The organism is Pseudomonas macauensis (assembly GCF_047902425.1).
Lineage (GTDB): Bacteria > Pseudomonadota > Gammaproteobacteria > Pseudomonadales > Pseudomonadaceae > Pseudomonas.
Genome location: NZ_CP138377.1, coordinates 672,971 through 696,992, shown reverse-complemented (window position 1 = coordinate 696,992; position 24,022 = coordinate 672,971). Strand labels below are relative to the sequence as shown.

The window sequence follows — 24,022 nt, the reverse complement described above, 5'->3', positions numbered from 1 at the left end:
CGATACCAAAGCCGGGCTGGTTCGCGAGCAAGCTCGCTCCTACAGATAGCCACCACAGAGCGAGTTCCATGCACCTGCTGCGCACCCAACCCGGCGGCTTCGTCCCCGACGACGGCATCGCCGACCTGGCCCAGACGCCCGCCGACCTGGTGATCCTCTGCAGCGGCGACTCGCACCTGGCGCTGCTCGCCGAGGCCGCCCGCGAACTGCCGGAGGATTACCCGAGCCTGCGCCTGGCCAACCCCATGCAGTTGCAGAACCACGCCTCGGTGGACCTCTACGTCGACGAGGTGCTGCAGCACGCCAAGGTGATCCTGATTTCCGTGCACGGTGGAGTCGGTTACTGGCGCTACGGCATGGAGCAGTTGGTGGCGCTGGCCGAGCGCGGCGTCACGCTGATCGCGGTACCCGGCGACGACAAACCCGACCCCGAGCTCAGCGCCCTGTGCAGCGTCCCGCCGCAGGATGCCGAACGCCTCTGGCAGTACCTGCGCCAGGGCGGCATGGATAACGCCCGGCAGTTCTTCGCCTGCCTCGCCAACCGTCACCTGCAACGCGATTACGCCTGGAGCGAGCCACAAACCCTGCCGCGCGTGGCGGTCTATCACCCGCAGATTGGCAGCAGCGACCTCGCCCACTGGCAGGTCGACTGGCACCCCGAGTCCCCGGTGGCCGCCTTGTTGTTCTATCGCACGCACCTGCAAGCGGCGAACACCGGTTTTATCGACACCTTCTGCGAACGCCTGCAGGCCCAGGGCATCAACCCACTGCCCATCGCCGTGGCCAGCCTCAAGGAAGCCGCGTGCCTGGCGACGGTAGAAAGCCTGCTCGATAGCGCCGACGCCGAGCTGATCATCAACACCACCGGCTTCGCCCAGTCGAACCCGGAAGCCCCACAGGAGCGTCCTTTCCGGCGCGATGTGCCAGTGCTGCAAGCCATCTGCTCGCTGGATAACCTCGACCTCTGGCGCGCCAACCCGCAGGGCCTCGGCCCGCGCGACCTGGCCATGCACATCGCGCTGCCGGAACTGGATGGCCGCCTCATCACCCGGCCGATCAGCTTCAAGGGCCTGGCCTGGCGCAGCGAGCGCAGCCAGAGCGACGTGGTCTGCTACCTGCCGCACCTGCCAGGCATGGACTTCGTCGCCGAGCTGGCGCGGCGCTGGATGCTGCTGGCGCGCAAGGCCAATGCCGACAAGCGCGTGGCGCTGATCCTGGCCAACTATCCAACCCGCGATGGCCGCATCGGCAACGGCGTCGGCCTCGACACGCCGGCCGCCGCATTGAACATCCTGAGTGCGCTGGAGGCTCAGGGTTATCCGGTCGCCGGTTTGCCCGATTCCGGCACGGCGCTGATCCAGCAACTGCTCGGCGGCGTCAGCAACGACCTCGACAGCCTCGACCTGCGCCCCTGCGCGCAGAGCCTGGCGCTGGACGACTACCTCGCCTGCTTCGCGCGCCTGCCCGCGGCCAACCAGCAAGCCGTGCGCGAGCGCTGGGGCGAGCCGCAACAGGACCCGATGTTCCGCAGCGGCCGGATGATGGTCGCTGGCCTGCGCTTCGGCCTGGGCTTTGTCGGCATCCAGCCAGCGCGCGGCTACCAGCTCGACGCGGCAGCGATCTACCACGACCCGTCACTGGTGCCGCCCCACGGCTACCTCGCCTTCTACTTCTGGCTGCGTGAAGTGTTCGGCGCCGATGCTGTGATCCACGTCGGCAAGCACGGCAACCTGGAATGGCTGCCGGGCAAGGGCGTCGGGCTCTCGGAAGAGTGCTGGCCGGACGCGATCCTCGGCCCGCTCCCCAACCTCTACCCCTTCATCGTCAACGACCCCGGCGAAGGCGCGCAGGCCAAGCGCCGTGCCCAGGCGGTGATCATCGACCACCTGATGCCGCCACTGACCCGCGCGGAAAACTACGGCCCGCTGCGCGACCTCGAACGCCTGGCCGACGAATACTACGACGCCTCCCTGCTCGACCCACGCCGCGCCAGCGAGCTGCGTGGCGACATCCTCACGCTGGTGCGCGAGACCGCGCTGGACCGCGAGCTGGGCCTGCAACTGAGCGACGACCCGGAAAGCTGGCTGCCGCAGTTGGACGCCTACCTCTGCGACCTCAAGGAATCGCAGATTCGCGACGGTCTGCATGTGTTCGGCGAATCGCCCGTGGGCGAGTTGCGCCGCGACACGCTGCTGTCGCTGGTACGCATTCCGCGCGGCGACGGACGCGGCGGCAACGCCAGCCTGCTGCGCGCACTGAGCGAGGATTTGCAGCTGGGTCGCGACCCGCTGGACGAAGCTTTCGCCGAGCCGTGGGAAGGTCTGCGCCCTGACTTGTTGACCGCCGTCAGCGACGAGCCCTGGCGCAGCAACGGTGACACCCGCGAGCGCCTGGAGCTGTTCGCCCTGCGCCTGATCGACGGCTCGGTCAGCGCGCCCGGCAGCGCCAGCGCGGCGGTCCTCACGCAACTTCAGCAGCAGATCGCGCCGACGCTCGACGCCTGCGGCGCCAGTGAAATCGGCCACCTGCTCGCCGGTCTCGCCGGCCGCTTCGTCCCGCCCGGCCCCAGCGGCGCACCCAGTCGCGGGCGCGTCGATGTGCTGCCCACCGGGCGCAACTTCTTCACCGTGGACGTGCGCAACCTGCCCACGCCGACCGCCTTCCGCCTGGGCTTCCAGTCCGCCAGCCGCCTGCTCGAACGCCACCTGCAGGATCACGGCGATCACCTGCGCCAGCTCGGCCTGTCGGTGTGGGGCACGGCGACCATGCGCACCGGTGGCGACGACATAGCCCAGGCCCTCGCACTGCTCGGCGTGCGTCCGGTGTGGCAGGCCGGCAGCCAGCGCGTGGAGGATTTCGAGATCCTGCCGATCAGCCTGCTCGACCGCCCGCGGGTCGACGTGACGCTGCGCGTCTCGGGTTTCTTCCGCGACGCCTTCGCCAACCTGATCCGCCTGTTCGACGCCGCCGTGCAGGCCGTCGCCGCGCTGAACGAGCCGGACGACCTGAACCCACTGGCCGCTCGCGTGCGGGCCGATCAGGCACGCCTGCAAGCCGAGGGATTGGCGCTTGATGAAGCCCGCCGCCAGGCCGGCTGGCGCATCTTCGGCGCCCAACCCGGCGCCTACGGTGCCGGCGTGCAGGGCGTGATCGAATCGCGCCAGTGGGACAGCCGCGCCGACCTTGCCGAGGCCTACCTGAACTGGGGCGGCTACGCCTACGGCAGCGGCGACGACGGCACCCCGGCGCGCGAGCGCTTCGCCCAGCGCCTGTCCGGCCTGCAGGCGGTGCTGCACAACCAGGACAACCGCGAGCACGACATCCTCGATTCCAACGACTACTACCAGTTCCAGGGCGGCATGCTCGCCGCCGCCGAGGTCATCCAGGGCCAGGCGCTGGCCAGCTACCACGGCGACCACAGCCAGCCGGACAACCCGCGCATCCGCACCCTGAAGGAAGAACTCGGCCGAGTGGTGCGCGCGCGCGCGGTGAACCCGAAATGGATCGCCGGCATGAAGCGCCACGGCTACAAGGGCGCCTTCGAACTGGCCGCGACGGTGGACTACCTGTTCGCCTTCGACGCCACCAGCGAGCTGGTCGACGACCACCAGTACCGCCTGCTGGCCGACGCCTACCTGCTGGACGACGACACCCGCGAATTCATCCGACAGCACAACCCCGAAGCCCTGCGCGACATCGCCGAACGCCTGGTGGAAGCGCAGCAGCGCGGGTTGTGGGAGGAGCCGGGGGAGTATCGCGAGACGCTGGAGAACCTGCTGGTGGATAGCGAGGAGCAGTGAGGGATTTCCGGCTTTCGTAGGAGCGGATTTCGTTAAAGCCTACCTCCAGCGCGGTGTGGCGCATTGACGTGTAGGAGCGAGCTTGCTCGCGAACCCGCCCGGCTTCAGTGCTGCCGGAAAACTGGTTCGCGAGCAAGCTCGCTCCTACAGGAAAAGCCTCAGCCGCGACGCAGGCGCTCGGCCGCGTTCAACAACAGCGCCTCCGTGCCACTCCAACCCAGGCAACCGTCGGTGATCGACACCCCGTAACGCAACTCACCGGACAGCGGCTGGCAACCGTCGAACAGATGACTCTCCAGCATCACTCCGCGCAGCGATGCATCGCCGGCCAGGCGCTGGTCGAGCACACTGTCCAGCACCGCCGGCTGGCGCAGCGGGTCCTTGCCGCTGTTGGCGTGGCTGCAATCCACCATGATGCTCGGCTCGATGCCGAGCTTCTCCAGCCCCTGGCGAATCTGCTGCACGCTCTGCGCATCGAAGTTCGGCCCGGCGTGGCCGCCGCGCAGCACCAGATGGGTGTCCGGGTTGCCCTGGGTCTGCACCAGTGAAGGCCGGCCCAGCGCGTCGATGCCGAAGTGCTGGTGCGGGTGAGCGGCCGAGCGCATGGCATCGGTGGCGATGCCGATGCTGCCGTCTGTGCCGTTCTTGAAGCCCACCGGCAGGTCGAGGCCGCTGACCATCTCGCGGTGCACCTGGGATTCGCTGGTGCGCGCGCCGATGGCGGCCCAGCCCAGCAGGTCGTCGAAGTAGCCAGCCACCAGCGGTTGCAGCAGTTCGGTGGCGATCGGCAGACCACGTTCGAGCATGCCCAGCATCAGCCGGCGCGACAGTTCCAGGCCGCCGGCCATGTCGCCCGTGCCGTCCAGCTGCGGGTCGTAGACCAGGCCTTTCCAGCCGATGGTGGTGCGTGGTTTCTCGACGTAGGCGCGCATTACCAGCAGCAGCTGGTCGCTCACCTGTGGCGCCAGTTCGGCGAGGCGGTCGGCGTATTCGAGGGCGGAAACGGGGTCGTGCAGCGAGCAGGGGCCGATGACGACGAGCAGGCGCGGGTCGCGGCCGTCGAGTACGGCGCGGATCGCCTCCCGGCCTTCGCGGACGCGGTGGGCCATGGCGGCGGACAGCGGCAGGCGCTGGCGCAGTTCGACGGGGCTCGGCAGCGGTTGTTCGCGGCGGCGAGCGGAGGGCAAGGGCAGGTCCAGGACTTCGGCGGACTGCTGGATATCGTGGCGGATCAGGGTGGAGGTGGAAGCGTTCATCTGACTGGCATCCTTGGCCGGCGCGGTGTTCTTTCCGCGCTCGGCGCTCTATCTAAGTGTTCGTGGCAAGGCTCGTTGGGTGGCACGCAGCGCGCTGCTAAATCGCCAGTCGGAGTTGCGGTAATAGCGGTAATAAGTGGTGTTCATGTGTCGATCCTCTGTCTGAGCGTTTTCGCTCGTTTCGATGCGGTGGGCCTTGTGGGCCGGAAAAACAAAAACCCCGGTCGGGTTGCCGACCGGGGTTTCGTGAATCTGTCTGGTTGGCGACCCTGCTTGCTAGGGCGCCTGTGGGGTATCAGGCGCGCCTTTGGCTAAACCAATACCCATAGAAGAAATAGCCGGCAGCCGCGGCCAGAACCTGCGCACGAGCGACCGCGGAGCCGATGGCACCGAGGCGGGCGAGGGACTGGATGGACAGGCTGGACGGCATGATGTTCTCCGTGGAATGGGACTCAACTTACTGCATCGCGGCGCGCCGATCAATGACTTGTCTCTATGAAGGCGATGGACATGAGTCGCGCGTCGTACGCCCGGTTCGCTACCATGCACGGACGAAATCCGCAGGAAATCCCCATGATCGCCCTTCCCCATTTCCCACTGGCTGCCGTCGTCGGCGCCGATGAGCTGAAGCTGGCCCTGTGCCTGGCAGCCATCGATCCGGCCATCGGCGGTGTGCTGATCGAAGGGCCGCGCGGCATGGCCAAGTCCACCCTGGCGCGTGGCGTGGCCGACCTGCTGGACGGCGGGCACTTCGTCACCCTGCCGCTGGGCGCCAGCGAGGAGCGCATCGTCGGCACCCTCGACCTGGACGCCGCGCTGGGTGAAGGCCGCGCACAGTTCTCCCCCGGCGTGCTGGCCCACGCCCATGGCGGCGTGCTCTATGTGGATGAAGTGAACCTGCTGCCCGACCACCTCGTCGACCTGCTGCTCGACGTGGCCGCCAGCGGCATCAACCTGATCGAGCGCGACGGCCTGTCCCACAGCCACCCGGCGCGCTTCGTGCTGATTGGTACCATGAACCCCGAGGAAGGCGAACTGCGCCCGCAACTGCTGGATCGCTTCGGTCTCAAGGTGCAGCTGCAAGGTATGCCGGCGCCGAGCGAGCGCGCCGAGATCGTCCGTCGCCGACTAGCCTTCGATGGCGATTCGCAGGCCTTTCTCGATCAATGGCAGGAAGCCCAGCAGGCACTGCAACAGCGCTGCGTCGAGGCACGCCAACGCCTTGCCGCGATTGCCCTGGATGACGCTGCGCTGAACGAGATCGCCGAGCGCTGCCACGCCGCCGGCGTCGACGGCCTGCGTGCCGACCTGGTCTGGCTGCGCGCCGCCCGTGCCCATGCCGCCTGGCGCGGTGCCAACGCCATCGAGGCGCAGGACATCGACGCGGTCGAGCACTTCGCCCTCGCCCACCGCCGTCGCCATGCACCGCCGCAATCGACTACGCCGCCGCAGTCCTCTTCCAGCCAGGCCCAGGCGCCGTCCAGCGCCTCCAACGGCGAAGGCCAGTGGGGCGAAATGCCTGCCCAGAGCGTCGCCATGGGCGAACGCCGGCAACTGACGGGCTGGCCAAAAAAGCCCTGAGCATCCGCCCGCGCCCGGCCCCAGGCGCGGATGCCCCCCCCCGACCCGGCCAGCTCGCCGGCGGCCGCAGCGGCGCCCGCCAACAGGGCGCGCTCGGCTGCATCGACTGGCCCGCCACTCTGCGTAACGGCCGCCCGCAACATCGCGCCGACCTGGTGCTGCGCGCCCGCAGCCGCAAGCCCGCCGAACTCTGGCTGGTGATAGTCGACGCCTCCGCCAGCACCCGCCGCCACGGCGCATTGGCACAGGCCAAAGGCTTGCTCGCCGAGACCTTCGAACAAGCCTACCGCCAACGCGCCCGCCTCGCCGTACTCCACGCCACGGGCGCTCAGCCGCGCTGGCTGTGGCAAGGTCAGAAAGCTTCGGCGCAATTGCAGACCTGGCTGGAACAGCTCGGTGCCGGCGGCGGCACTCCGTTGATCGAAGCACTGCAGCAGGCCCGCGACTGGCTGGAAAAGCGCCAGCGGCAGAAGCCGGGCGAGCATCAGCGGCTGCTGGTGCTCACCGATGGCCGCTTGCGGGATTGGCCGGCGTTGCAGCCCCTGCCCTGCCCGAGTCTGTTGGTGGATATCGAAGGTGGCGCGGTGCGGCTCGGACGCGCGCGGAAGCTGGCGGACGAGCTGGGGGCGGAGTATCGGCGCATCGACGAAGCATCAGCGGTCTAGCGCTGAGAGCCGCCTCTCCCCAGCCCTCAAGGCTCCCCATTCCGCCCATACAGAAGAAACCCCGGTCGCTCGCTGAGCCGCTCGTAGTACGCGGCCACGGCAGGCAGGTCAGGACGCTGCATGGGCGTCAGGTACCAACGGTTCACCGACAAACCGAGCACGATGTCGGCAAGCGTGAAGCGCTCACCGGCCACGAAAGCACCGGTGTTCTGCAACTGCTGGTCGAGGATCGACATGCAGTGGTTCCACTGCGCCTCGCTCAGGGCGACGGCGGATTCGTCGGTGTGGCTCGGGCTGTTGCGCACCTTGGCCATGAATACATAGCGCCAGGCGTTGTTCAGCTCGGTGGCCTGCCAACCCATCCATTGCTCCACCCGCGCCCGCTCGCGCGGCGAGGTCGGCAGCAGGTCGTTGCGCGGGTACTGGCCGGCCAGGTAGGTGCAGATGGCATTGGACTCCCAGAGCACGAAGTCGCCGTCGACGATCACCGGCACCATGGCGTTGGGATTGAGCGCAAGGAATTCCGCCGAGGCGGTGGAGCGAAAGCCCGTGCCCCAGTCTTCCCGCTCGTAGGGCAGATCCAGCTCGGCGCAGGTCCAGAGCACCTTGCGCACGTTGATCGAAGAGGCGCGTCCGAGGATTCGCAGCATGATCGTCACTCCCTGTGAAAATGGCAGACAGCATAGAGCGCGACGTAATGCCGGCGAAACCCGGCGCTAGGCGAACGGCTCCAGCGCAGCCCACAGCGCATCGACGCTCTCGAATGTCCGATCCACCTCCGGCAACGGCGGCCGCGCCAGGATCAACACCGGCACTCCCCGCTCGCGGGCGACCTGCAGCTTCGGCTCGGTGGCCTGGCTGCCGCTGTTCTTGCTGACCAGCACGTCGGTGCCCAGACGCTCGAAAAGTTCGCGCTCGCCGTCGAGGGTAAAGGGCCCGCGCGCACCCAGCACCTCGGCGCGCCCGTTGCCCGGCAGGCTTTGCAGGCAACGTACGGTCCAGTGCTGGTGCACGGGAATCTCGTCGAGGTGCTCAAGGGGCTCGCGGCCCATCGTCAACAGCGGCCGGCGGAAGCGCTCCAGCGCGGCAATCAGCGCCGGCCAGCCGGCCACCTCGCGCCAGTCATCTCCGGCACCGGCTTGCCAACCGGGACGGCGCAACGCCCAGCAGGGCACGTCGGCAAGTTGTGCGGCGCGGGCGGCGTTGGCGCTGATTTGCGCGGCATAGGGATGGGTCGCGTCGAGCAGCAGGTCGAAGCCCTGTTCACGGATGAACGCAGCCAATCCTTCCGCGCCGCCGTAGCCGCCGACGCGCACTTCACAGGCCAGGTCGTCCGGTACCTTGCCCAGCCCGGCGAGGCTGTACAGGTGTCGCGGTCCCAGCCGACGCGCAACGGCCAGCGCCTCGCCGATGCCACCCAGCAGCAGGACACGCTTCATCGAGCCTCCAGGGACTCGCCGACCAGGTTGCCCTGGCGGTCGATGGCGAAGACTTCCAGCCGTACTTCGGCCGGCACGATACGCCGTGCGAACGCCAGTGCGCGGGCGCAAACGGCGTCCCCCAGGGCAATTCCTTCTTCGCGGCACAGCGCCAGCGCCTGCTGGCTGGTGTTGGCCTCGCGCATGCGCTGTTGCAGGTCCGCCGACGCGCCAATCTCCGCCGCCCACTCCGCCAGCTGTGGCAGGTCGATGCTGGAGTGTCGGCTGTGCAGGTCCATGTGGCCGGCCGCGAGCTTGCTGATCTTGCCGAAGCCGCCGCAGACGCTGAAGCGCTCCACCGGCGCCTTGCGCAGGTGCTTGAGGGCGGCGCCGGCGAAGTCGCCCATCTCGATCAGCGCGGTGTCGTCGAAACCATAGCGGCGGCGCATGGCGTCCTCGCTGGCGTTGCCGGTACAGGCGGCGAGATGGCGGAAGCCGTTGGCGCGGGCGACGTCGATACCCTGCTGGATCGAGGCAATGTAGGCCGAGCAGGAAAACGGCCGGACGATCCCGGTGGTACCGAGGATGGACAGCCCGCCGAGAATGCCCAGGCGCGGGTTCATGGTCTTCAGCGCCAGCTCGGCGCCGCCCTCGACGCCGAGGGTGACCTCGAAGCCGCCCGTGTAGCCACATTCGGCGGCCAGGGCCGCGAGGTTGTCGTGCATCATCTGACGCGGCACCGGGTTGATCGCCGGTTCGCCCACCGCCAGCACCAGGCCGGGTTTGGTCACCGTGCCGACGCCTTCTCCGGCATGGAAGCGCACTCCCGCTTCGGCGCTCAGAGCAACGCGGGCGAAGACCAGCGCGCCGTGGGTGACATCAGGGTCGTCTCCAGCATCCTTCAGGGTGCCCGCCTCCGCCCCCTCGGCAGTCAACCGGCAGAACTCCAGGCGCAGGGTGGCGAGACGTTCCTTGGGCAAGGCGATCTGCGCCGCGTCGCTGGCTTCGCCGGTCAGCAGCAGGCGCGCCGCAGCAAGGCTGGTGGCGGTGGCGCAGCTGCCGGTGGTGTAGCCGCTGCGTAGTGGGCGGGGTTCCTCGGGGGTTTCGTCACGCATGGTTCAGTCGGCCAGCGGTTTCCAGACTTCCAACAGGGTAATCGGCAATGCCGCGCGCCAGGTATCGAAACCACCCAGCGGAAGGGCCTGGGCCACGGCAAGACGAGTCAGTTCGCCACCGATGCGCTCGCGCCAGCTCACCAACAGCGCCTCGCTTTGCAGGGTGACGGCGTTGGCGACCAGACGGCCGCCCGGCTTTAGCTGCTCCCAGCAATGTTCGAGGACGCCCGGCACGGTCACGCCGCCGCCGATGAAGATCGCGTCGGGGCGTTCCAGCCCTTGCAGCGCCTCCGGCGCCGCGCCGCAGACCAGCTGCAACGCCGGCACGCCGAGGGCGTCGCGGTTGAAGCGGATGTGCTCCTGGCGCCCATCGTTCGCCTCGATGGCCAGGGCGCGGCAACTCGGATGGGCGCGCATCCATTCGATACCGATGGAGCCGCAGCCGGCGCCGACGTCCCAGAGCAGCTCGCCCGGCCTGGGCGCCAGGCGCGCCAGGGTCACGGCGCGCACGTCGCGCTTGGTCAGTTGGCCGTCGTGGCGGAAGGCGTCATCCGGCAGGCCGGTGGTCAGCGGCAGGCGAACGGCATCGGCGCCAGCCACGCATTCCACCGCCACCAGGTTCAGGGCGGCGCTGCTGTTCAGCGACCAATCGCTGGCCAGGCCATCGATACGCCGCTCGGATTCGCCACCCAGGTGTTCCAGCACACTGATCCGGCTCGGGCCGAAACCGCGTTCGCGCAGCAGCGCGGCAATGGCGGCCGGGCTGTTGCCGTCGTTACTGAGGACCAGCAGCTTCGCACCATCATGAATCTGCGCATTGAGCGCCGCCAAGGGGCGAGCCACCAGGGACAGCAAGGTGCACTCCTGTAGCGCCCAGCCCAGCCGCGCGGCGGCCAGCGAAGCGGAGGACGGCGCGGAAAGCACAAGCACCTCCTCAGCCGGAATCTGACGGGCGAGACTCGCGCCAACCCCGAACCACATCGGGTCGCCGCTGGCCAGCACGCAGGTCGGCTGGCCACGCCGGCGCAGCACCGGCTCCAGGCTGAACGGGCTCGGCCAGGCCTGGCGATTGGCCCGCAGGCAGTGCGGCAGCAGCTCCAGCTGGCGCGGCGCGCCGATCACCTCGCTGGCGCCGAGCAGCGCACGGCGCGCGGCCTTGCCGAGGCCGGCGTAACCGTCCTCGCCGATGCCGACGATGGTCAGCCAAGGCGTCATGGGAATTCCTCTGAAGGGGTGCGGCGATCGATCCGACGGGCAGGCTTGTCCCGCCCTCGGGCAAAGCAGGCATAATACCCGCATCGTCGGTGCTCGTAGGACGCTTCGCTGTTTGAAGGCGATGCATCCGAGAGCCGAAGAGGGAACACGGTTGAACCGTGGCTGCCCCCGCAACTGTAAGCAGCGAGTCCGCGCAATCCGACCGCATGATGATCTTTTTCATGCAGTCGATCAGGCCACTGGGTAACCGGGAAGGCCGCGCAGGATGACGACCTGTCAGCCAGGAGACCTGCCGACGAGACCAGTCGCGCGTGCGGACATCGAGCGGGGTGTATCGGTGTCGTGAAGTCCCCAGTGGGGGATTCGCAGGTCACCGCGACCCAGCCCTGGTGACCTCAGTGCACGAATCCTCCGTTCTGCCCGTCCGTCCGTCAGCCTGCCCCGGCCTGCTGCGCATCGTGCCCTCCCGCGATGGCGGCATCTGCCGCATCAAGCTGCCCTGTGGACAACTCGATGCCCGCGCCGCGCGCGCCATCGCCCAGGCAGCCAAGCGCCATGCCGACGGCATGCTGGAAGCGACCAACCGCGCCAACCTGCAGATCCGTGGCATACACGCCGGTATCGAGAACACGCTGAGCCGCGAGCTGCTGGCCGCTGGCCTCGGCCCGCGCGAGCTGGCGGCCGACGACGTGCGCAACCTGCTGGTCAGCCCGGCCCTCGGCTTGGACATGGCATTCGACGCCAGGCGACTGGCTCACCAGTTGCTCGATCTGCTGGAAGACACCCCGCGCTTCCACAGCCTGTCACCCAAGTTCGGCATCCAGCTGGACGGCGGCGAAGCGCTGGCAATGCTGGAGCATCCCAACGATATCTGGCTGTCGGCGATTTCCGACGCTGCGGCGCCGCTGTTCGCCTTCGGCCTGGCCGGTTGCCCACCACGAAACGAGACGGATCGCCCCGCCCTCGCCGCTGTCACCGCCGAGCAGGTGCCACTGCTGGTGGAAACCCTGTTGCACCTGTTCCTCGATCTCGCCGGCGATGGCCAGACGCGCATGCGCCATCTGCGCGAAACGCTCGGCGACAAGACGCTGCTGGAGCACCTGCAGCAACGCCTGCCCTTCGCCCTGCAACTCGGCCCGGTTGTGGATAACTGGCGTCGTCCTGCGCCGACAGCCTTCGCGCACCTCGGGATTCATCCGCAGCGCCAGCCGGACCGCGCCATGGTCGGCGCAGGATTCGTCCTCGGACGGCTCGACAGCACCCTGCTGCTCGGCCTGGCCGATCTCGCCGAGCGCTTCAGTGGCGGACAACTGCGTCTGACGCCCTGGCAAAGTCTGATCCTCCCCGATGTGGCCCAGTCCGACGCTGCCGTCGTGCTCGCTGCGCTGGCGAACCTCGGGCTGATGACCGAAGCCGCACAGCCGCTGTCGCGCATCGTCGCCTGCAGCGGTTCCAGCGGCTGCGCGCGCGGACTGGCCGACACCAAGGCCGATGCCCTGCGCCTGGCCGAGCGTTTGCGCCACGCGCCTCCGGCCGGCGTGCACCTGTGCGGTTGCCCACGTTCCTGCGCCGCCGCCCACGTCGCGCCCTACACCCTGCTGGCCGTCGCCGACGGCCGCTATGACCTGTTCCGTCGCGCCGATGGCGTGGCCGGCTTCGGCCAGCCGCTGGCGCGCAACCTTTCCCTCGATGCCGCCGGCGACCTGCTCGCCGCGCCCGGAGTCCCCACCGATGCTTGATTACATCCGCGACGGCCAGGCGATCTATCGCCAATCCTTCGCCACCATCCGCGCCGAAGCCGACCTGTCCGGCATTCCCGCCGATCTGGAAAAGCTCGCCGTCCGGGTGATCCACGCCTGCGGCATGGTCGATGTGGTGCAGGACCTGCGCTTCTCCGAAGGTGCCGGTGCCATCGGCCGTGCAGCCCTGGCCAACGGCGCACCGATCCTCTGCGATGCGCGGATGGTCGCCGAGGGCATCACCCGCGCGCGCCTGCCGGCCCACAACGAAGTGATCTGCACGCTCAACGATCCGGACGTTCCGACGCTCGCCCGCGAGCTGGGCAACACCCGCTCGGCGGTGGCGCTGGAGCACTGGCGCGAGCACCTGGAAGGCAGCGTGGTGGTGATCGGCAACGCGCCGACCGCCCTCTTCTACCTGCTGGAAATGCTCGATGCGGGCGCGCCGAAACCGGCGCTGATCCTCGGCTTCCCGGTGGGCTTCGTCGGCGCCATGGAGTCCAAGGACGCCCTCGCCGCCGACAGCCGTGGCGTGCCCTACGTGATCGTCCGCGGTCGCCGCGGCGGCAGCGCGATGGCAGCCGCCGCGGTGAACGCCCTGGCCACGGAGGTGGAATGATGGCTGGCCGTCTCATCGGCCTGGGCGTCGGCCCGGGCGACCCGGAACTGCTGACCCTCAAGGCCTTGCGCCTGCTGCGCGCGTCCCCGGTGATCGGCTACTTCGTGGCCAAGGCCAAGCACCATGCCGGCCAGGGCGGCAATGCCTTTGCCATCATCGAGGAGCACCTGCTGGAAACGCAGCAACGCCTGCCGCTGGTCTACCCGGTGACCACCGAGAAGCTGGAGCCGCCGCTAACCTACGAGGGGGTGATCAGCGACTTCTATGACACCGCTGCCGAGCAGGTGGCGATGCACCTGGACGCCGGTCGCGACGTGGCAGTGATCTGCGAGGGCGACCCGTTCTTCTACGGCTCCTACATGTACCTGCACGACCGTCTTTCGGAGCGGTATGACACCGAAGTCGTACCCGGTGTCTGCTCCATGCTCGGCAGCGCAGCGGTGCTCGGCGTGCCGCTGGTATACCGCAACCAGAGCCTTTCGGTGCTGTCCGGCGTGCTGCCCGAAGACGAGCTCAAGCGCCGCCTGGCTGACGCCGATGCGGCAGTGGTAATGAAGCTCGGGCGCAACTTCGACAAGGTCCGCCGCGTGCTGCGCGAACTGGGCCGCGACGGCGGCGCCCATTACGTCGAGCGGGCCACCATGCGCGAGCAGCGCATCGTCGCGCTGGATGACGTGGACCCGATGGCCTCGCCCTACTTCTCGATGATCGTCATCCCCGGCCAGCGGTGGAACGGCTGATGCGCGCCGCCATCGTTATTCTCGGCCAGGGAGCGCTGGCCACCGCGCGACGCCTCCAGGGCGTTTATCCGCAGGCGCGCGTGCTGGGCCTGAAGGACCGCGTCAAAGGCGCCGACGAGTCCTACGCAAACTTCGGCGATACCCTGCGCCAGCTGTACCGCGACAACACCCCGATCATCGCCCTGTGCGCCGCCGGCATCGTCATCCGCACCCTCGCCCCATTGCTCGTCGAAAAGGGCGCGGAGCCTCCCGTGCTGGCCGTCGCCGAAGACGGCAGCGCCGTGGTGCCGTTGCTCGGCGGCCTGGGCGGGGTGAACCGCATGGCCCGCGAGATCGCCGCCGCGCTGGATGTGGCGCCAGCGATCACTACCAGCGGCGAACTGCGCTTCGGCGCCTGCCTGCTCGACCCGCCCCAAGGCTATGCCCTGGCCGATATCGAGCAAGGCAAACGCTTCGTCTCCGACCTGCTGGGCGGCGATACCCTGCGCATCGAAGGCGACGCGCCCTGGCTGGACGAGCTGGACCTGCCGCTGGCCGAGGACGCCGCGCACACCCTGCGCATCGACGCGCGCGCCACTGGCATTGCACAGAATGAGCTGCGTATCCATCCGCGCATCGTGCTCGCCCACGTCACGCTGGTGGATTCGCAGTTACCCCAGCGCATCCGCCAGGGTATGGTGCAAGCCGGGTTGGCCGAGGCATCACTGGCCGCGCTGGTGGCGCCGCGCTGCCGCATGGCCGATCCCGCCCTGGCTGGTGCCGCCGCCGAGCTGGGCGTTCCACTGCGCTTTATCCACGAAGATGAAGCACTGCCGCCGGACGTGCTGCACGGCGACTCCTTCCATCTGCTCCGCGCCGCGACGCCCGCCGAAGCCGAGCGCATCGGCCAGCCGCGCGGGCGGCTCAGCGTGATCGGCCTCGGCCCCGGCGCCAGCGACTTCATGATCCCCGCCGTGCGGCGCGCACTGGACGAGGCGCAGGACCTGCTCGGCTACGAAACCTACGTGAACATGGCCGAGCCACTGCGCGACGACCAGGTACGCCACTGCACCGACAACCGCGAAGAAATGCAGCGCGCCCGCCACGCCTTCGAGCTGGCCGCCAGCGGACGGCGGGTGGTGGTGATTTCATCCGGCGACCCCGGCGTGTTCGCCATGGCCGCTGCGGTGATGGAAGCACTGCATGAAAGCAGCGATCCGCACTGGCACGGCGTGGAGCTGGAGGTGCTGCCGGGTGTATCCGCCGCCCTGGCCGCCGCCGCCAAGGCCGGCGCGCCGCTGGGGCATGATTTCTGTCTGATCTCGCTGTCGGACAACCTCAAGCCCTGGGAGACGATCGAGAAGCGACTCGACCATGCCGGCGCCGCCGACCTGGCCATGGCCTTCTACAACCCCATCTCCAAGGCACGCCCATGGCAACTGGGGCGCGCACTGGAGATCGTCCGCCAGCACCGCGCGCCGGAAACCCTGGTGGTGCTCGGCCGCGATATCGGCCGCCCAGCCGAGGCACTGCGGGTGCTGACGCTCGGCGAGCTGGTGCCGGAGATGGTGGATATGCGCACCCTGGTAATCGTCGGCTCGTCCCTGACCCGCCGCTTCCCCCGCGCAGGGGGCGGCGATTGGGTGTATACGCCGCGCTGGTACCGCTGAAGGCCGGCATGGCCGCTTTTCGCAGGAGCGAGCTTGCTCGCGAGCAAGCTCGCTCCTGCAACAACACCGATCCGGCGAGCACGCTTGCAAATGGCCAATGGCTTATTGAAAATGCGACAAATTATCATTTGCAGCATTTCGCTCGCCCATGTCATCCACGTTCGATGTCCACGCGCTCTACAGTGACCACCACGGCTGGCTGCACAACTGGTTGCGCAGCCGGCTGGGCAATGCCGCCGATGCCGCAGACCTGGCCCAGGACACCTTCGTGCGCGTGCTGCTCAAGCCCGAGCGCATCGAACTGCACACGCCGCGCGCCTTCCTGCGGGTCATCGCTCGCGGCCTGGTGATCGACCACTGGCGGCGCGAGGAACTCGAGCGCGCCTACCTCGACGCCATCGCCCATCTGCCTCAAGCGGAAGTGCCCTCGGCAGAGGCACGGCAGAGCATCCTGCAGTTGCTGGAAAACATCGCCCGCCTGCTCGACGGCCTCAAGCCCAAGGTGCGCAGCGCCTTCCTGCTGGCCCAATGCGAGGGCCTGCCCCATGCGCAGATCGCCAAGCAGCTCGGCGTCTCCGTGCGCTCGGTGGAGCGCTACGTCGCCGAAGCGCTGTTCCACTGCTACCAGCTGCGGTACGCCGAATGAACGGCGCCAGCCTCGCGCCCGATCCACGGGTGGTGAAACAGGCGATCCAGTGGACCCTGCGCCTGAACGGCGATCCCGCCCCTGAGTTGCTCAGCGCCTGCCAGCACTGGCGCCAGGCCAACCCCGAACACGAAACCGCCTGGCTGCGGGTGCAGGCGCTGAACAGCGAACTGGCAGCCGGTTACCAGGCCGTGCCGGGCGCCCGCATGGCGCTGGAGAACACCACCCAGCGCTTGCAGCGGCGCCAGGCGCTGAAGCTGCTCTCCTCCCTCGCGATCGGTGCCTCAGCGTTGTGGCTGGCCCGCGAGGTCGCCCCCTGGCAACGCTGGATGGCCGACTACAGCACCGCCACCGGCGAGCGCAAGCGCTTCACCCTGGCCGACGGCAGCGTGCTGCAACTGAACACCGACAGCGCGGTGAATGTGCACTTCGACTCACACCAGCGCCTGCTGCTTCTGGAGCGCGGCGAGATGCTGCTGAGCACGGCGAAGGACACCGCGCGGCCACTGCGGGTGAGCAGCCGCGACGGCCTGTTCGAAGCACTGGGCACGCGCTTCGTGCTCCGTCAGGACAAGCGCTCCACGCGCCTGAGCATCGCGGACGGTTCGGTGGCCATCGCCCCACGCGTGCGCGGCCAGACCACCGCCATCGCCAAGGCCGGGCAGACCTACGAGATCAACGGCGACAGCGCCCTGCTGGCCGAGCACAGCAACATGGACAGCGGCGCCTGGGCCGAAGGCCTGATCGTCACCCGCGACATGCGCCTGGCGGACTTCCTCGGCGAGATCGGTCGCTATCGCCATGGGCATCTGCATTGCGACGCGAGCGTGGCCGACCTGCGCCTCTCCGGGGTGTTCCGCCTGGACGACACCGATCAATTGCTGGCCCTGCTGCCGCAGACGCTTCCCGTGCGGGTGGAGAAGCGTACGGACTGGTGGGTGACGGTGAGCGCACGGAGCTGAGCCCGCGCTGGAACGTAGGGCGGATAACGTTCGACGTTATCCGCCGTTTAGCCGGGGTAGCAAAGCACGTCGAGTTCGGCCTTGGGTAACATTTCTTCGCAATCGAGAATTATTTTTGTCGGGTTTCGCCGCGTCGGCCGGCAAGGAGGAATAACCCGTTCATTTCCCTTCCTCTCCGGAACCCCATCCATGCGAGCCGTTCACGTCCCGATGCCGTCCCCCACCCTGTCCAGCGCCAACCGCCTGGCCCATGCCGTACGCGGCGCCCTGCTCTGTGCGAGCCTGGGCGCCAGCCTGCCGCTGACCGCCTTGGCCGCCGACGCTGCCGCCATCACCAACAGCCGCGCCTACGCCATTCCGGCCGGGCCCTTGGGCGAGGTGCTGAACAGCTTCGCCCGCAAGGCGGGGATCACCTTGTCGGCCACCCCGGAGCAGACGCGCGGGCTGAACTCGGCCGGCCTGAACGGCACCTATTCGGTAGACCAGGGCCTGTCGCGCCTGCTGGTGGATACGCCGCTGGAGGCCGCGGACCAGGGCAACGGCAACTACGTACTGCGCCCCGCCGCACCGACCGACGTGCTGGCCATGCCCTCCAGCGACGTGTTCGCCCTGGGCAACGCGCTGGGCGAGGAAGACGGCTACCTGGCGACCCACAGCCAGATCGCCACCAAGACCTCCAAGTCCTTGCTGGAAACCAGCCAGAGCGTCTCGGTGATCACTCGCGAGCAGATCGACGACACCGCCTCCAAGACCGTGCAACAGGCCATGCGCTACACCCCCGGCATCTTCACCGGCCAGGTCGGCGCATCGAACCGCTACGACTACGTGGTGATGCGCGGCTTCGCCGACAACAGCGTGGACAACATCTACCTCGACGGCCTGAAGGCCATGGGCGACAGCGGCACCTTCAGCTCGATGCAGATCGACCCGTACTTCCTCGAACGCATCGACGTGGTCAAAGGCCCGTCCTCAGTGCTCTACGGCCGCAGCCTGCCGGGCGGGCTGGTGGCGCTGACCAGCAAGAAGCCGCTGTACGAGGACTACCACCAGATCACCGGTACCGTCGGCAACATGGGCCAGAAGGAGCTGGGCTTCGACTTCAGCGGCCCGCTGGATGAGGAGAAGCGCATCGCCTACCGCCTGGTCGGCCTGGGCAAGGGTTCGGACACTCAGTTCGACCACGTCAAGGAGGAGCGCTACGCCATCGCCCCGACCCTGGCCATCGACTTCACCGAGGACACCACCCTGACCCTGCAGGGCTACCTGCAGCACGACCCGAACGGTGGCTACCACGGCGGCGTGCCGGCGGACGGCACGCTGTTCCACCACAACGGCCAGAAGATCTCCCGCGAGTTCTTCGACGGCGAGCCGAGCCAGGACGACTTCGACCGCACCCAGCGCCTGTTCGGCTACCAGCTGGAGCACCGCTTCGACGACGTCTGGACCGCGCGGCAGAACTTCCGCTATCTGGACTCCGACGTGGACCTCTCGCAGGTCTATGCCTACGGCTGGAGCGCGCCGGACGAGAACACCCTGAACCGCTACTTCTCCGGCGCCCGTGAGCACCTGCAGGCGTACATCGTGGATAACATGGCCCAGGCCGAGTTCGACACCGGCGCCGCCAGACACACCTTGCTGATGGGCCTGGATTACCAGCGCCGCCGCACCAGCGTGGACTGGTCCTCCGGCCAAGCCGCCCCGCTGGATGCGTTCAATCCGCACTATGGCAACGACGCCATCAGCTACTACCCGGACGACAACCACACACGTCGCCTGGAACAGACCGGCGTCTACCTGCAGGACCTGATCGACATCGACAACTGGCGCTTCTCCCTCGGCATGCGCGAGGACTGGGTGACGGTCGAGGACAAGAACCGCAGCACCGGCAGCAAGGCCGACGACGACTGGAAGAAATTCACCGGACGCGTCGGTGCGCTGTACCTGTTCGACAATGGCGTCGCGCCGTACATCAGCTACTCCGAGTCGTTCAACCCCAACGCCTACTCCGACCAGTCCGGCACGCCGCTGGAGCCGACCGAGGGCAAACAGTGGGAAGCCGGCTTGAAGTTCCAGCCCGAGGGCAGCCGCAGCCTGTACACCGCCTCGATCTTCCACATCACCCAGGAGAACGTTGCCTCCAAGGAGCCGCAGGACAACTTCTACACCTCCGTGGGCGAAGTGCGCTCCCAGGGCTTCGAGCTGGAAGCCCACACCCAGGTCACCGACAACCTCAAGGTGCTCGGCAGCTACACCTACACCGACATCACCTACGCGAAGTCTCTGGACGGCAACCAAGGCCACACCCCGAACCAGGCGCCCAAGCACATGGCCTCGCTGTGGGCCGATTACGGCTTCGACGCAGGCCCGCTGGATGGCCTCTCCCTTGGAGGCGGCGCCCGTTACGTCGGCGAGACCTGGGCGGACAAGGAGAACACCCTGCGCGTGCCGGACTACACCCTGGTGGATGCGCGCATCGGCTACGACCTGTCCCGCGTCGGCCTGAAGGGGCTGGACGTCAGCCTCAACGCCAACAACCTGCTGGACAAGGACTACGTGGCGTCCTGCTACAGCCTGGACTTCTGCTACTTCGGCGAAAAACGCAACGTCACCGCAACGGTGAACTACCAGTTCTGATCGCACCGCCCAGTCGTTGCAGGGGCACGGCCCCTGCAACTTCCTCTTACAAATACCCCCCCTATACCCCCCCTTCGGGTGAGTTCTGCCGCGAGACCACCCTCCTATCCTCGACGCTCCTGTCCGCTTGCGAACACAACAAGAACAATCTGGCCACGCCAGCAGGAGCAACCATGAGTCAAACGTTCGAGACGACCGCGTCGCCCACGACCAACTCGCCTGCCTCGCCCCGGGCGCTTTACCGCAAGGTGATCTGGCGCCTGCTGCCATTCCTGGTCGTCGCCTACGCGATCAACGCCATCGACCGCCTCAACATCTCCTTCGCCAAATTGCGCATGGCCGAAGATATCGCCCTGAGCGAGGCCGCCTACGGGATCGGCGCCGGCATCTTCTACCTGGGCTATATCCTCTTCGAGGTGCCCAGCAACCTGTACATGCAGCGCGTCGGCGCCCGCGCCACGCTCACACGGATCATGGTGCTGTGGGGCATGGTCACCGTCGCCACCGCCTTCGTCACCACCGCCAACCAACTGATCGTCGCGCGGTTCTTCCTCGGGGTCGCCGAAGCCGGGTTCTTCCCGGGCGTCATTCTCTACCTCACCTACTGGTTCCCCAGCGAACTGCGCGGCCGGATCACCGCCGTGTTCATCATGTCGGCGATGGTCGCCGGCATCACCAGCGGACCACTGGCCGGCTGGATCATGACCCACTTCCACGGCTGGATGGGTCTGCGCGACTGGCAGGTGCTGTTTGTCCTGGAAGGCATCCCCGCCATGCTGCTGGGGGTGTTCGGCTGGTACTGGCTGGCGGATCGCCCACGCGACGCGAAATGGCTGAGCGACGAGGAGAAGGACCGCCTGGAAGCCGCACTGGCCACCGAGCCGGAAAAATCCGGCGACCACGGTCGCTTGCTCGACGTGCTGCGCGATCCGCGGGTGTACATCGCCGGGCTGGTGTTCTTCTGCGTCTACAGCGGCTCGAACACCGTGTCGTACTGGATGCCGACACTGATCCGCGGCTTCGGCGTGGAGGACTTGAGGTCCATCGGGCTGCTCGCCAGCCTGCCCTACGCGGTGGGCATCGTCGGCATGTACCTGCTCGGCCGCAGCTCGGACAAACGCCAGGAGCGCCGCTGGCACGTCGGCGCGACCATGCTGGTCAGCGCCAGCAGCTTCTTCCTGCTCGGCCTCGTCCAGGGCCACCTGCTGCTCTCGGTGATCCTGATGACCGTCGGCGCAGCGACGGCGATGTCCGCCCTCTCGCTGTTCTGGACCATCCCACCGGCGCTGCTCAGCCCGACACGGGCAGCCGGCGGCATCGCGGTGATCAGCGCCATCGGCGGCCTGGCGGGGGTGATCAGCCAGATCGTGGTCGGGGCGATCAAGACCGCCACCGGCAGCCTGTACCTGGCCTTCGACGTGATCGGCGTAACCCTGGCAATCGGCGCGCTGATCCTGCTGCTCGGCATTCCGGCGCATCAACTGCGAAAACGCCCGCACTGATCCACCGACGGCAGAAGGCCCCGCTTTGGCGGGGCCTTCTGCTCCGGTCTGACTAGAACTCTGCCGCCTGGCGGTGGCGTGTCTCCAATTCCAGAGAGGTGCGGTAGGCGTGCGCCTCACGCTCGGTATGGAAGATGCCGACCAACTGGCCTTCCTGGTACACATCCCAGCAACGCCCGCCCAGGGCGCGGAACTCGCGGGATTTATGGTCGTCGTCACGCTCGGTCACTGTAATGCTCATGTCTTTTCTTCTCCGGTTTTGCCACACATCAAGGCAATTCCAGAATCATTTAATTAGCTAGCTAATTAAATAGTCGCTTTCGAGAAAGACTGTTGCGGACCTTCGCCAAAACGAGCGTCCCAGAAGCGCAAAAGCGCAGCTCGAAGGCTGCGCTCTTGGTGACTCCAACCGTTGGGTTTAGAACGGAATGTCGTCGTCGAAGCTGTCGTAGTCCGGGGCCGGCTGCGGAGCGGGCTGGGACTGCTGCTGCGGGGCCGGACGCGGCGCCTGCTGCGGACGCTGCTGAGGCTCACGCGGGGCGCGCGGAGCGTCGTCGCCACCGGCACCCGGACGGCCGCCGAGCAGCTGCATGTTGCCGTTGATGTCGACCACGATCTCGGTGGTGTAGCGGTCCTGACCGTCCTGGCCCTGCCACTTGCGAGTGCGCAGGCTGCCTTCGACGTAGATCTGCGAACCCTTGCGCACGTACTCGGCGACGATTTCCGCCAGGCGACCGAAGAACACCACGCGGTGCCACTCGGTACGTTCCTGCTGCTGGCCGGTCTGCTTGTCCTTCCAGCTCTCGCTGGTGGCCAGGGTGACGTTGGTCACCGCGTTGCCGTTGGGCATGTAACGGGTTTCCGGATCGCCACCGACGTTACCCACCAGAATGACTTTGTTAACCCCACGGGCCATGACGCTCTCCTAAAGGCTTCAGCACGTCGCCGGCTCGGCGCCAGCCAGGCGCTCGAGGGACGTGCGATCCACTTGTTGGGAATCTACTTTGACATAAGCGGCGGCCTCTTCGATGACCACCATCACATCGCTCACACCGGGCAATGCCTTGAAACGCTCGGCCAACGAGGCATCGCGCAGCGCCTCATCGGAAAGAGGCAGACGAATGCTCGTTACATACGGCGGTTCACGCATGGTAACAGCAATCGCCAGCCAGATGGCAGCAAGGACCGCGCAGCCGATGAATACCCCGTTCAGGCCGCCGTGCTGGAACATCCAGCCGCCCAGAATGCCGCCCACTGCGGCACCGAGGAACTGGCTGGTGGAGTACACGCCCATCGCCGTGCCCTTGCCGCCGGCGGGCGAAACCTTGCTCACCAGGGACGGCAGCGAGGCCTCCAGCAGGTTGAACGCGGTGAAGTAGACGATGATGCCGAACACCAGTTCCTGCAGGCTGTCGCCGAACGCCCAGAAGTACAGCTCGCAGAGCATCAGGGTCGCCACCGCACCGCTCAGCACGCGCTTCATCTGGCGCTTCTTCTCGGCGTAGATGATGAACGGCACCATGCCGAAGAAGCCCACCAGTAGCGCGGTCAGGTACACCCACCAGTGCTGCTCCTTGGGCAGCCCGGCGCGCTCTACCAGCGCCAGCGGCAGGGCCACGAAGCTGGCCATGAGGATGGCATGCAGGACCAGGATGCCGGCGTCCAGGCGCAGCAGTTCGCCGTTCTTCAGGGTCGGGATCAGCGACTGCTTGGCCACGCTGGATTCGCGGTGCTGCATGCGATGGTCCGGGGTCGGCACGACGAACAGGATGATCAGCATGCCCACCAGGGCCATGCCGGCGGTGAACCAGAACAGGCCGTGCAGGCCGAACCAGTGGGTCAGCACCGGGCCGGCGACCATGGCCACGGCGAAGGACACACCGATGCTCATGCCGATCATCGCCATGGCCTTGGTACGGTGCTGCTCGCGGGTCAAGTCGGAAAGCATCGCCATCACGGCGGCGGAGATCGCCCCGGCGCCCTGCAGCACACGGCCGGCGATGATGCCCCAGATGGAGTCGGCGTTGGCCGCCAGCGCGGCGCCGGCGGCGAATACCAGCAGGCCGACGACGATGATCGGCCGGCGGCCGATGCGGTCGGACAAGGTGCCCAGGGGAATCTGCAGGATGGCCTGGGTCAGGCCGTAGGCGCCGATGGCCAGGCCGATCAGGGCCGGGGTCGCTCCAGCGAGATCCTGGCCATAGGTCGCCAGGACCGGCAGGACCATGAACATGCCGAGCATGCGGAACGCGAAGACCAGGGACAGGCCGGCGGCCGCGCGGGTTTCGGTGCCACTCATGCGCTCAGTGTGGGAATCGTGCATAAGCCCCTCATGGGAAGACGGATGTCGGGGTTGCGCTTCAGTGCCCCCGTGACGGCGTGCCCTTCCACTCCGCGAAGGGCCGGCTGTCGCCAACGCCGAAAAATAGCCGCGCATTCTACCAGTCCTGCCGCCTGCCAGCACACTCGCGCGACTTTGCC

At 67.7% G+C, this 24,022-nt stretch carries 20 protein-coding genes and 1 riboswitch; of the genes, 11 read left to right on the top strand and 9 right to left on the bottom strand.

All coding sequences use genetic code 11. The annotated features are described in order from the left end of the window. The first annotated feature begins 68 nt into the window (after positions 1 to 68). On the top strand, positions 69 to 3,800 hold the full coding sequence (cobN, locus tag SD196_RS03275; protein ID WP_416311052.1) for a cobaltochelatase subunit CobN: 3,732 nt from the start codon (positions 69 to 71) through the stop codon (positions 3,798 to 3,800). A gap of 158 nt (positions 3,801 to 3,958) precedes the next feature. On the opposite strand, the gene SD196_RS03270 is transcribed toward cobN, so the two are convergent. Both SD196_RS03270 and SD196_RS03265 read right to left on the bottom strand, forming a co-directional pair. Beyond that, positions 3,959 to 5,056 (bottom strand): 3-deoxy-7-phosphoheptulonate synthase, encoded by a 1,098-nt coding sequence (locus SD196_RS03270; RefSeq protein WP_343575457.1) that lies wholly within the window; start codon positions 5,054 to 5,056, stop codon positions 3,959 to 3,961. A gap of 295 nt (positions 5,057 to 5,351) precedes the next feature. After that, entirely contained in the window at positions 5,352 to 5,486 is a 135-nt protein-coding gene (locus tag SD196_RS03265) for a hypothetical protein (protein ID WP_263866027.1), read from the bottom strand. Between the two features lie 143 nt (positions 5,487 to 5,629). On the opposite strand from SD196_RS03265, the gene SD196_RS03260 reads away from it, so the two are divergent. Together SD196_RS03260 and SD196_RS03255 are read left to right on the top strand one after the other, a co-directional pair. Next, positions 5,630 to 6,637 (top strand): ATP-binding protein, encoded by a 1,008-nt coding sequence (locus SD196_RS03260; RefSeq protein ID WP_416311051.1) that lies wholly within the window; start codon positions 5,630 to 5,632, stop codon positions 6,635 to 6,637. Beyond that, the gene (locus SD196_RS03255) at positions 6,619 to 7,302 is read left to right on the top strand and encodes a vWA domain-containing protein (RefSeq protein WP_416311711.1); all 684 of its coding nucleotides are present in this window, start codon (positions 6,619 to 6,621) and stop codon (positions 7,300 to 7,302) included. Before SD196_RS03260 ends, SD196_RS03255 begins: the two co-directional genes overlap by 19 nt. 26 nt (positions 7,303 to 7,328) lie before the next feature. On the opposite strand, the gene SD196_RS03250 is transcribed toward SD196_RS03255, so the two are convergent. The 4 genes from SD196_RS03250 to cbiE form a co-directional block, all read right to left on the bottom strand. Then, positions 7,329 to 7,952, bottom strand: a complete 624-nt coding sequence (locus SD196_RS03250; protein ID WP_275610004.1) for a glutathione S-transferase family protein — start codon at positions 7,950 to 7,952, stop codon at positions 7,329 to 7,331. Between the two features lie 66 nt (positions 7,953 to 8,018). Next, complete coding sequence (locus SD196_RS03245) at positions 8,019 to 8,741, bottom strand: cobalt-precorrin-6A reductase (protein ID WP_370600619.1); 723 nt, start codon at positions 8,739 to 8,741, stop codon at positions 8,019 to 8,021. Further along, on the bottom strand, positions 8,738 to 9,835 hold the full coding sequence (locus SD196_RS03240) for a cobalt-precorrin-5B (C(1))-methyltransferase (RefSeq protein WP_343575465.1): 1,098 nt from the start codon (positions 9,833 to 9,835) through the stop codon (positions 8,738 to 8,740). Before SD196_RS03240 ends, SD196_RS03245 begins: the two co-directional genes overlap by 4 nt. Before the next feature lie 3 nt (positions 9,836 to 9,838). Then, a complete protein-coding gene (gene cbiE, locus SD196_RS03235; protein ID WP_416311050.1) occupies positions 9,839 to 11,050 on the bottom strand; it encodes a precorrin-6y C5,15-methyltransferase (decarboxylating) subunit CbiE in 1,212 nt (403 codons plus the stop codon). 70 nt (positions 11,051 to 11,120) lie between these two features. Further along, a riboswitch (cobalamin riboswitch) is annotated at positions 11,121 to 11,362 on the top strand. 86 nt (positions 11,363 to 11,448) lie between these two features. Between cbiE and cobG the strand changes: the two genes are divergently transcribed. The 8 genes from cobG to SD196_RS03195 all read left to right on the top strand — a co-directional run bounded on the left by cobG (position 11,449) and on the right by SD196_RS03195 (position 21,541). Further along, positions 11,449 to 12,789: a precorrin-3B synthase gene (gene cobG, locus SD196_RS03230; RefSeq protein ID WP_416311049.1), complete on the top strand. Its 1,341-nt coding sequence runs from the start codon at positions 11,449 to 11,451 to the stop codon at positions 12,787 to 12,789. Then, entirely contained in the window at positions 12,782 to 13,408 is a 627-nt protein-coding gene (locus tag SD196_RS03225; protein ID WP_416311048.1) for a precorrin-8X methylmutase, read from the top strand. Before cobG ends, SD196_RS03225 begins: the two co-directional genes overlap by 8 nt. Further along, complete coding sequence (locus tag SD196_RS03220; RefSeq protein WP_331319843.1) at positions 13,405 to 14,148, top strand: precorrin-2 C(20)-methyltransferase; 744 nt, start codon at positions 13,405 to 13,407, stop codon at positions 14,146 to 14,148. The genes SD196_RS03225 and SD196_RS03220 overlap by 4 nt, the downstream gene beginning before the upstream one ends. Beyond that, on the top strand, positions 14,148 to 15,797 hold the full coding sequence (cobJ, locus tag SD196_RS03215) for a precorrin-3B C(17)-methyltransferase (protein ID WP_343575470.1): 1,650 nt from the start codon (positions 14,148 to 14,150) through the stop codon (positions 15,795 to 15,797). Before SD196_RS03220 ends, cobJ begins: the two co-directional genes overlap by 1 nt. Positions 15,798 to 15,945: 148 nt before the next feature. Next, complete coding sequence (locus tag SD196_RS03210; protein WP_275609996.1) at positions 15,946 to 16,443, top strand: sigma-70 family RNA polymerase sigma factor; 498 nt, start codon at positions 15,946 to 15,948, stop codon at positions 16,441 to 16,443. Beyond that, positions 16,440 to 17,405 (top strand): FecR family protein, encoded by a 966-nt coding sequence (locus tag SD196_RS03205; protein ID WP_331319845.1) that lies wholly within the window; start codon positions 16,440 to 16,442, stop codon positions 17,403 to 17,405. The genes SD196_RS03210 and SD196_RS03205 overlap by 4 nt, the downstream gene beginning before the upstream one ends. Positions 17,406 to 17,594: 189 nt before the next feature. Beyond that, positions 17,595 to 20,039, top strand: a complete 2,445-nt coding sequence (locus tag SD196_RS03200; protein ID WP_416311047.1) for a TonB-dependent siderophore receptor — start codon at positions 17,595 to 17,597, stop codon at positions 20,037 to 20,039. A 173-nt stretch (positions 20,040 to 20,212) separates the two neighbouring features. Then, positions 20,213 to 21,541 carry an MFS transporter gene (locus SD196_RS03195; protein WP_275609993.1) on the top strand — a complete coding sequence of 443 codons (1,329 nt, stop codon included), beginning with the start codon at positions 20,213 to 20,215 and terminating at the stop codon, positions 21,539 to 21,541. A gap of 52 nt (positions 21,542 to 21,593) precedes the next feature. Here the strand turns inward: SD196_RS03195 and SD196_RS03190 are convergent, their stop codons facing one another. From SD196_RS03190 to SD196_RS03180, 3 genes are all read right to left on the bottom strand, one after another. Continuing rightward, positions 21,594 to 21,782: a hypothetical protein gene (locus tag SD196_RS03190; RefSeq protein WP_275609992.1), complete on the bottom strand. Its 189-nt coding sequence runs from the start codon at positions 21,780 to 21,782 to the stop codon at positions 21,594 to 21,596. 177 nt (positions 21,783 to 21,959) lie between these two features. Then, positions 21,960 to 22,457, bottom strand: a complete 498-nt coding sequence (gene ssb, locus SD196_RS03185; RefSeq protein ID WP_207884728.1) for a single-stranded DNA-binding protein — start codon at positions 22,455 to 22,457, stop codon at positions 21,960 to 21,962. 18 nt (positions 22,458 to 22,475) lie between these two features. Then, positions 22,476 to 23,864: an MFS transporter gene (locus SD196_RS03180; RefSeq protein ID WP_343575479.1), complete on the bottom strand. Its 1,389-nt coding sequence runs from the start codon at positions 23,862 to 23,864 to the stop codon at positions 22,476 to 22,478. Positions 23,865 to 24,022 lie beyond the last annotated feature (158 nt).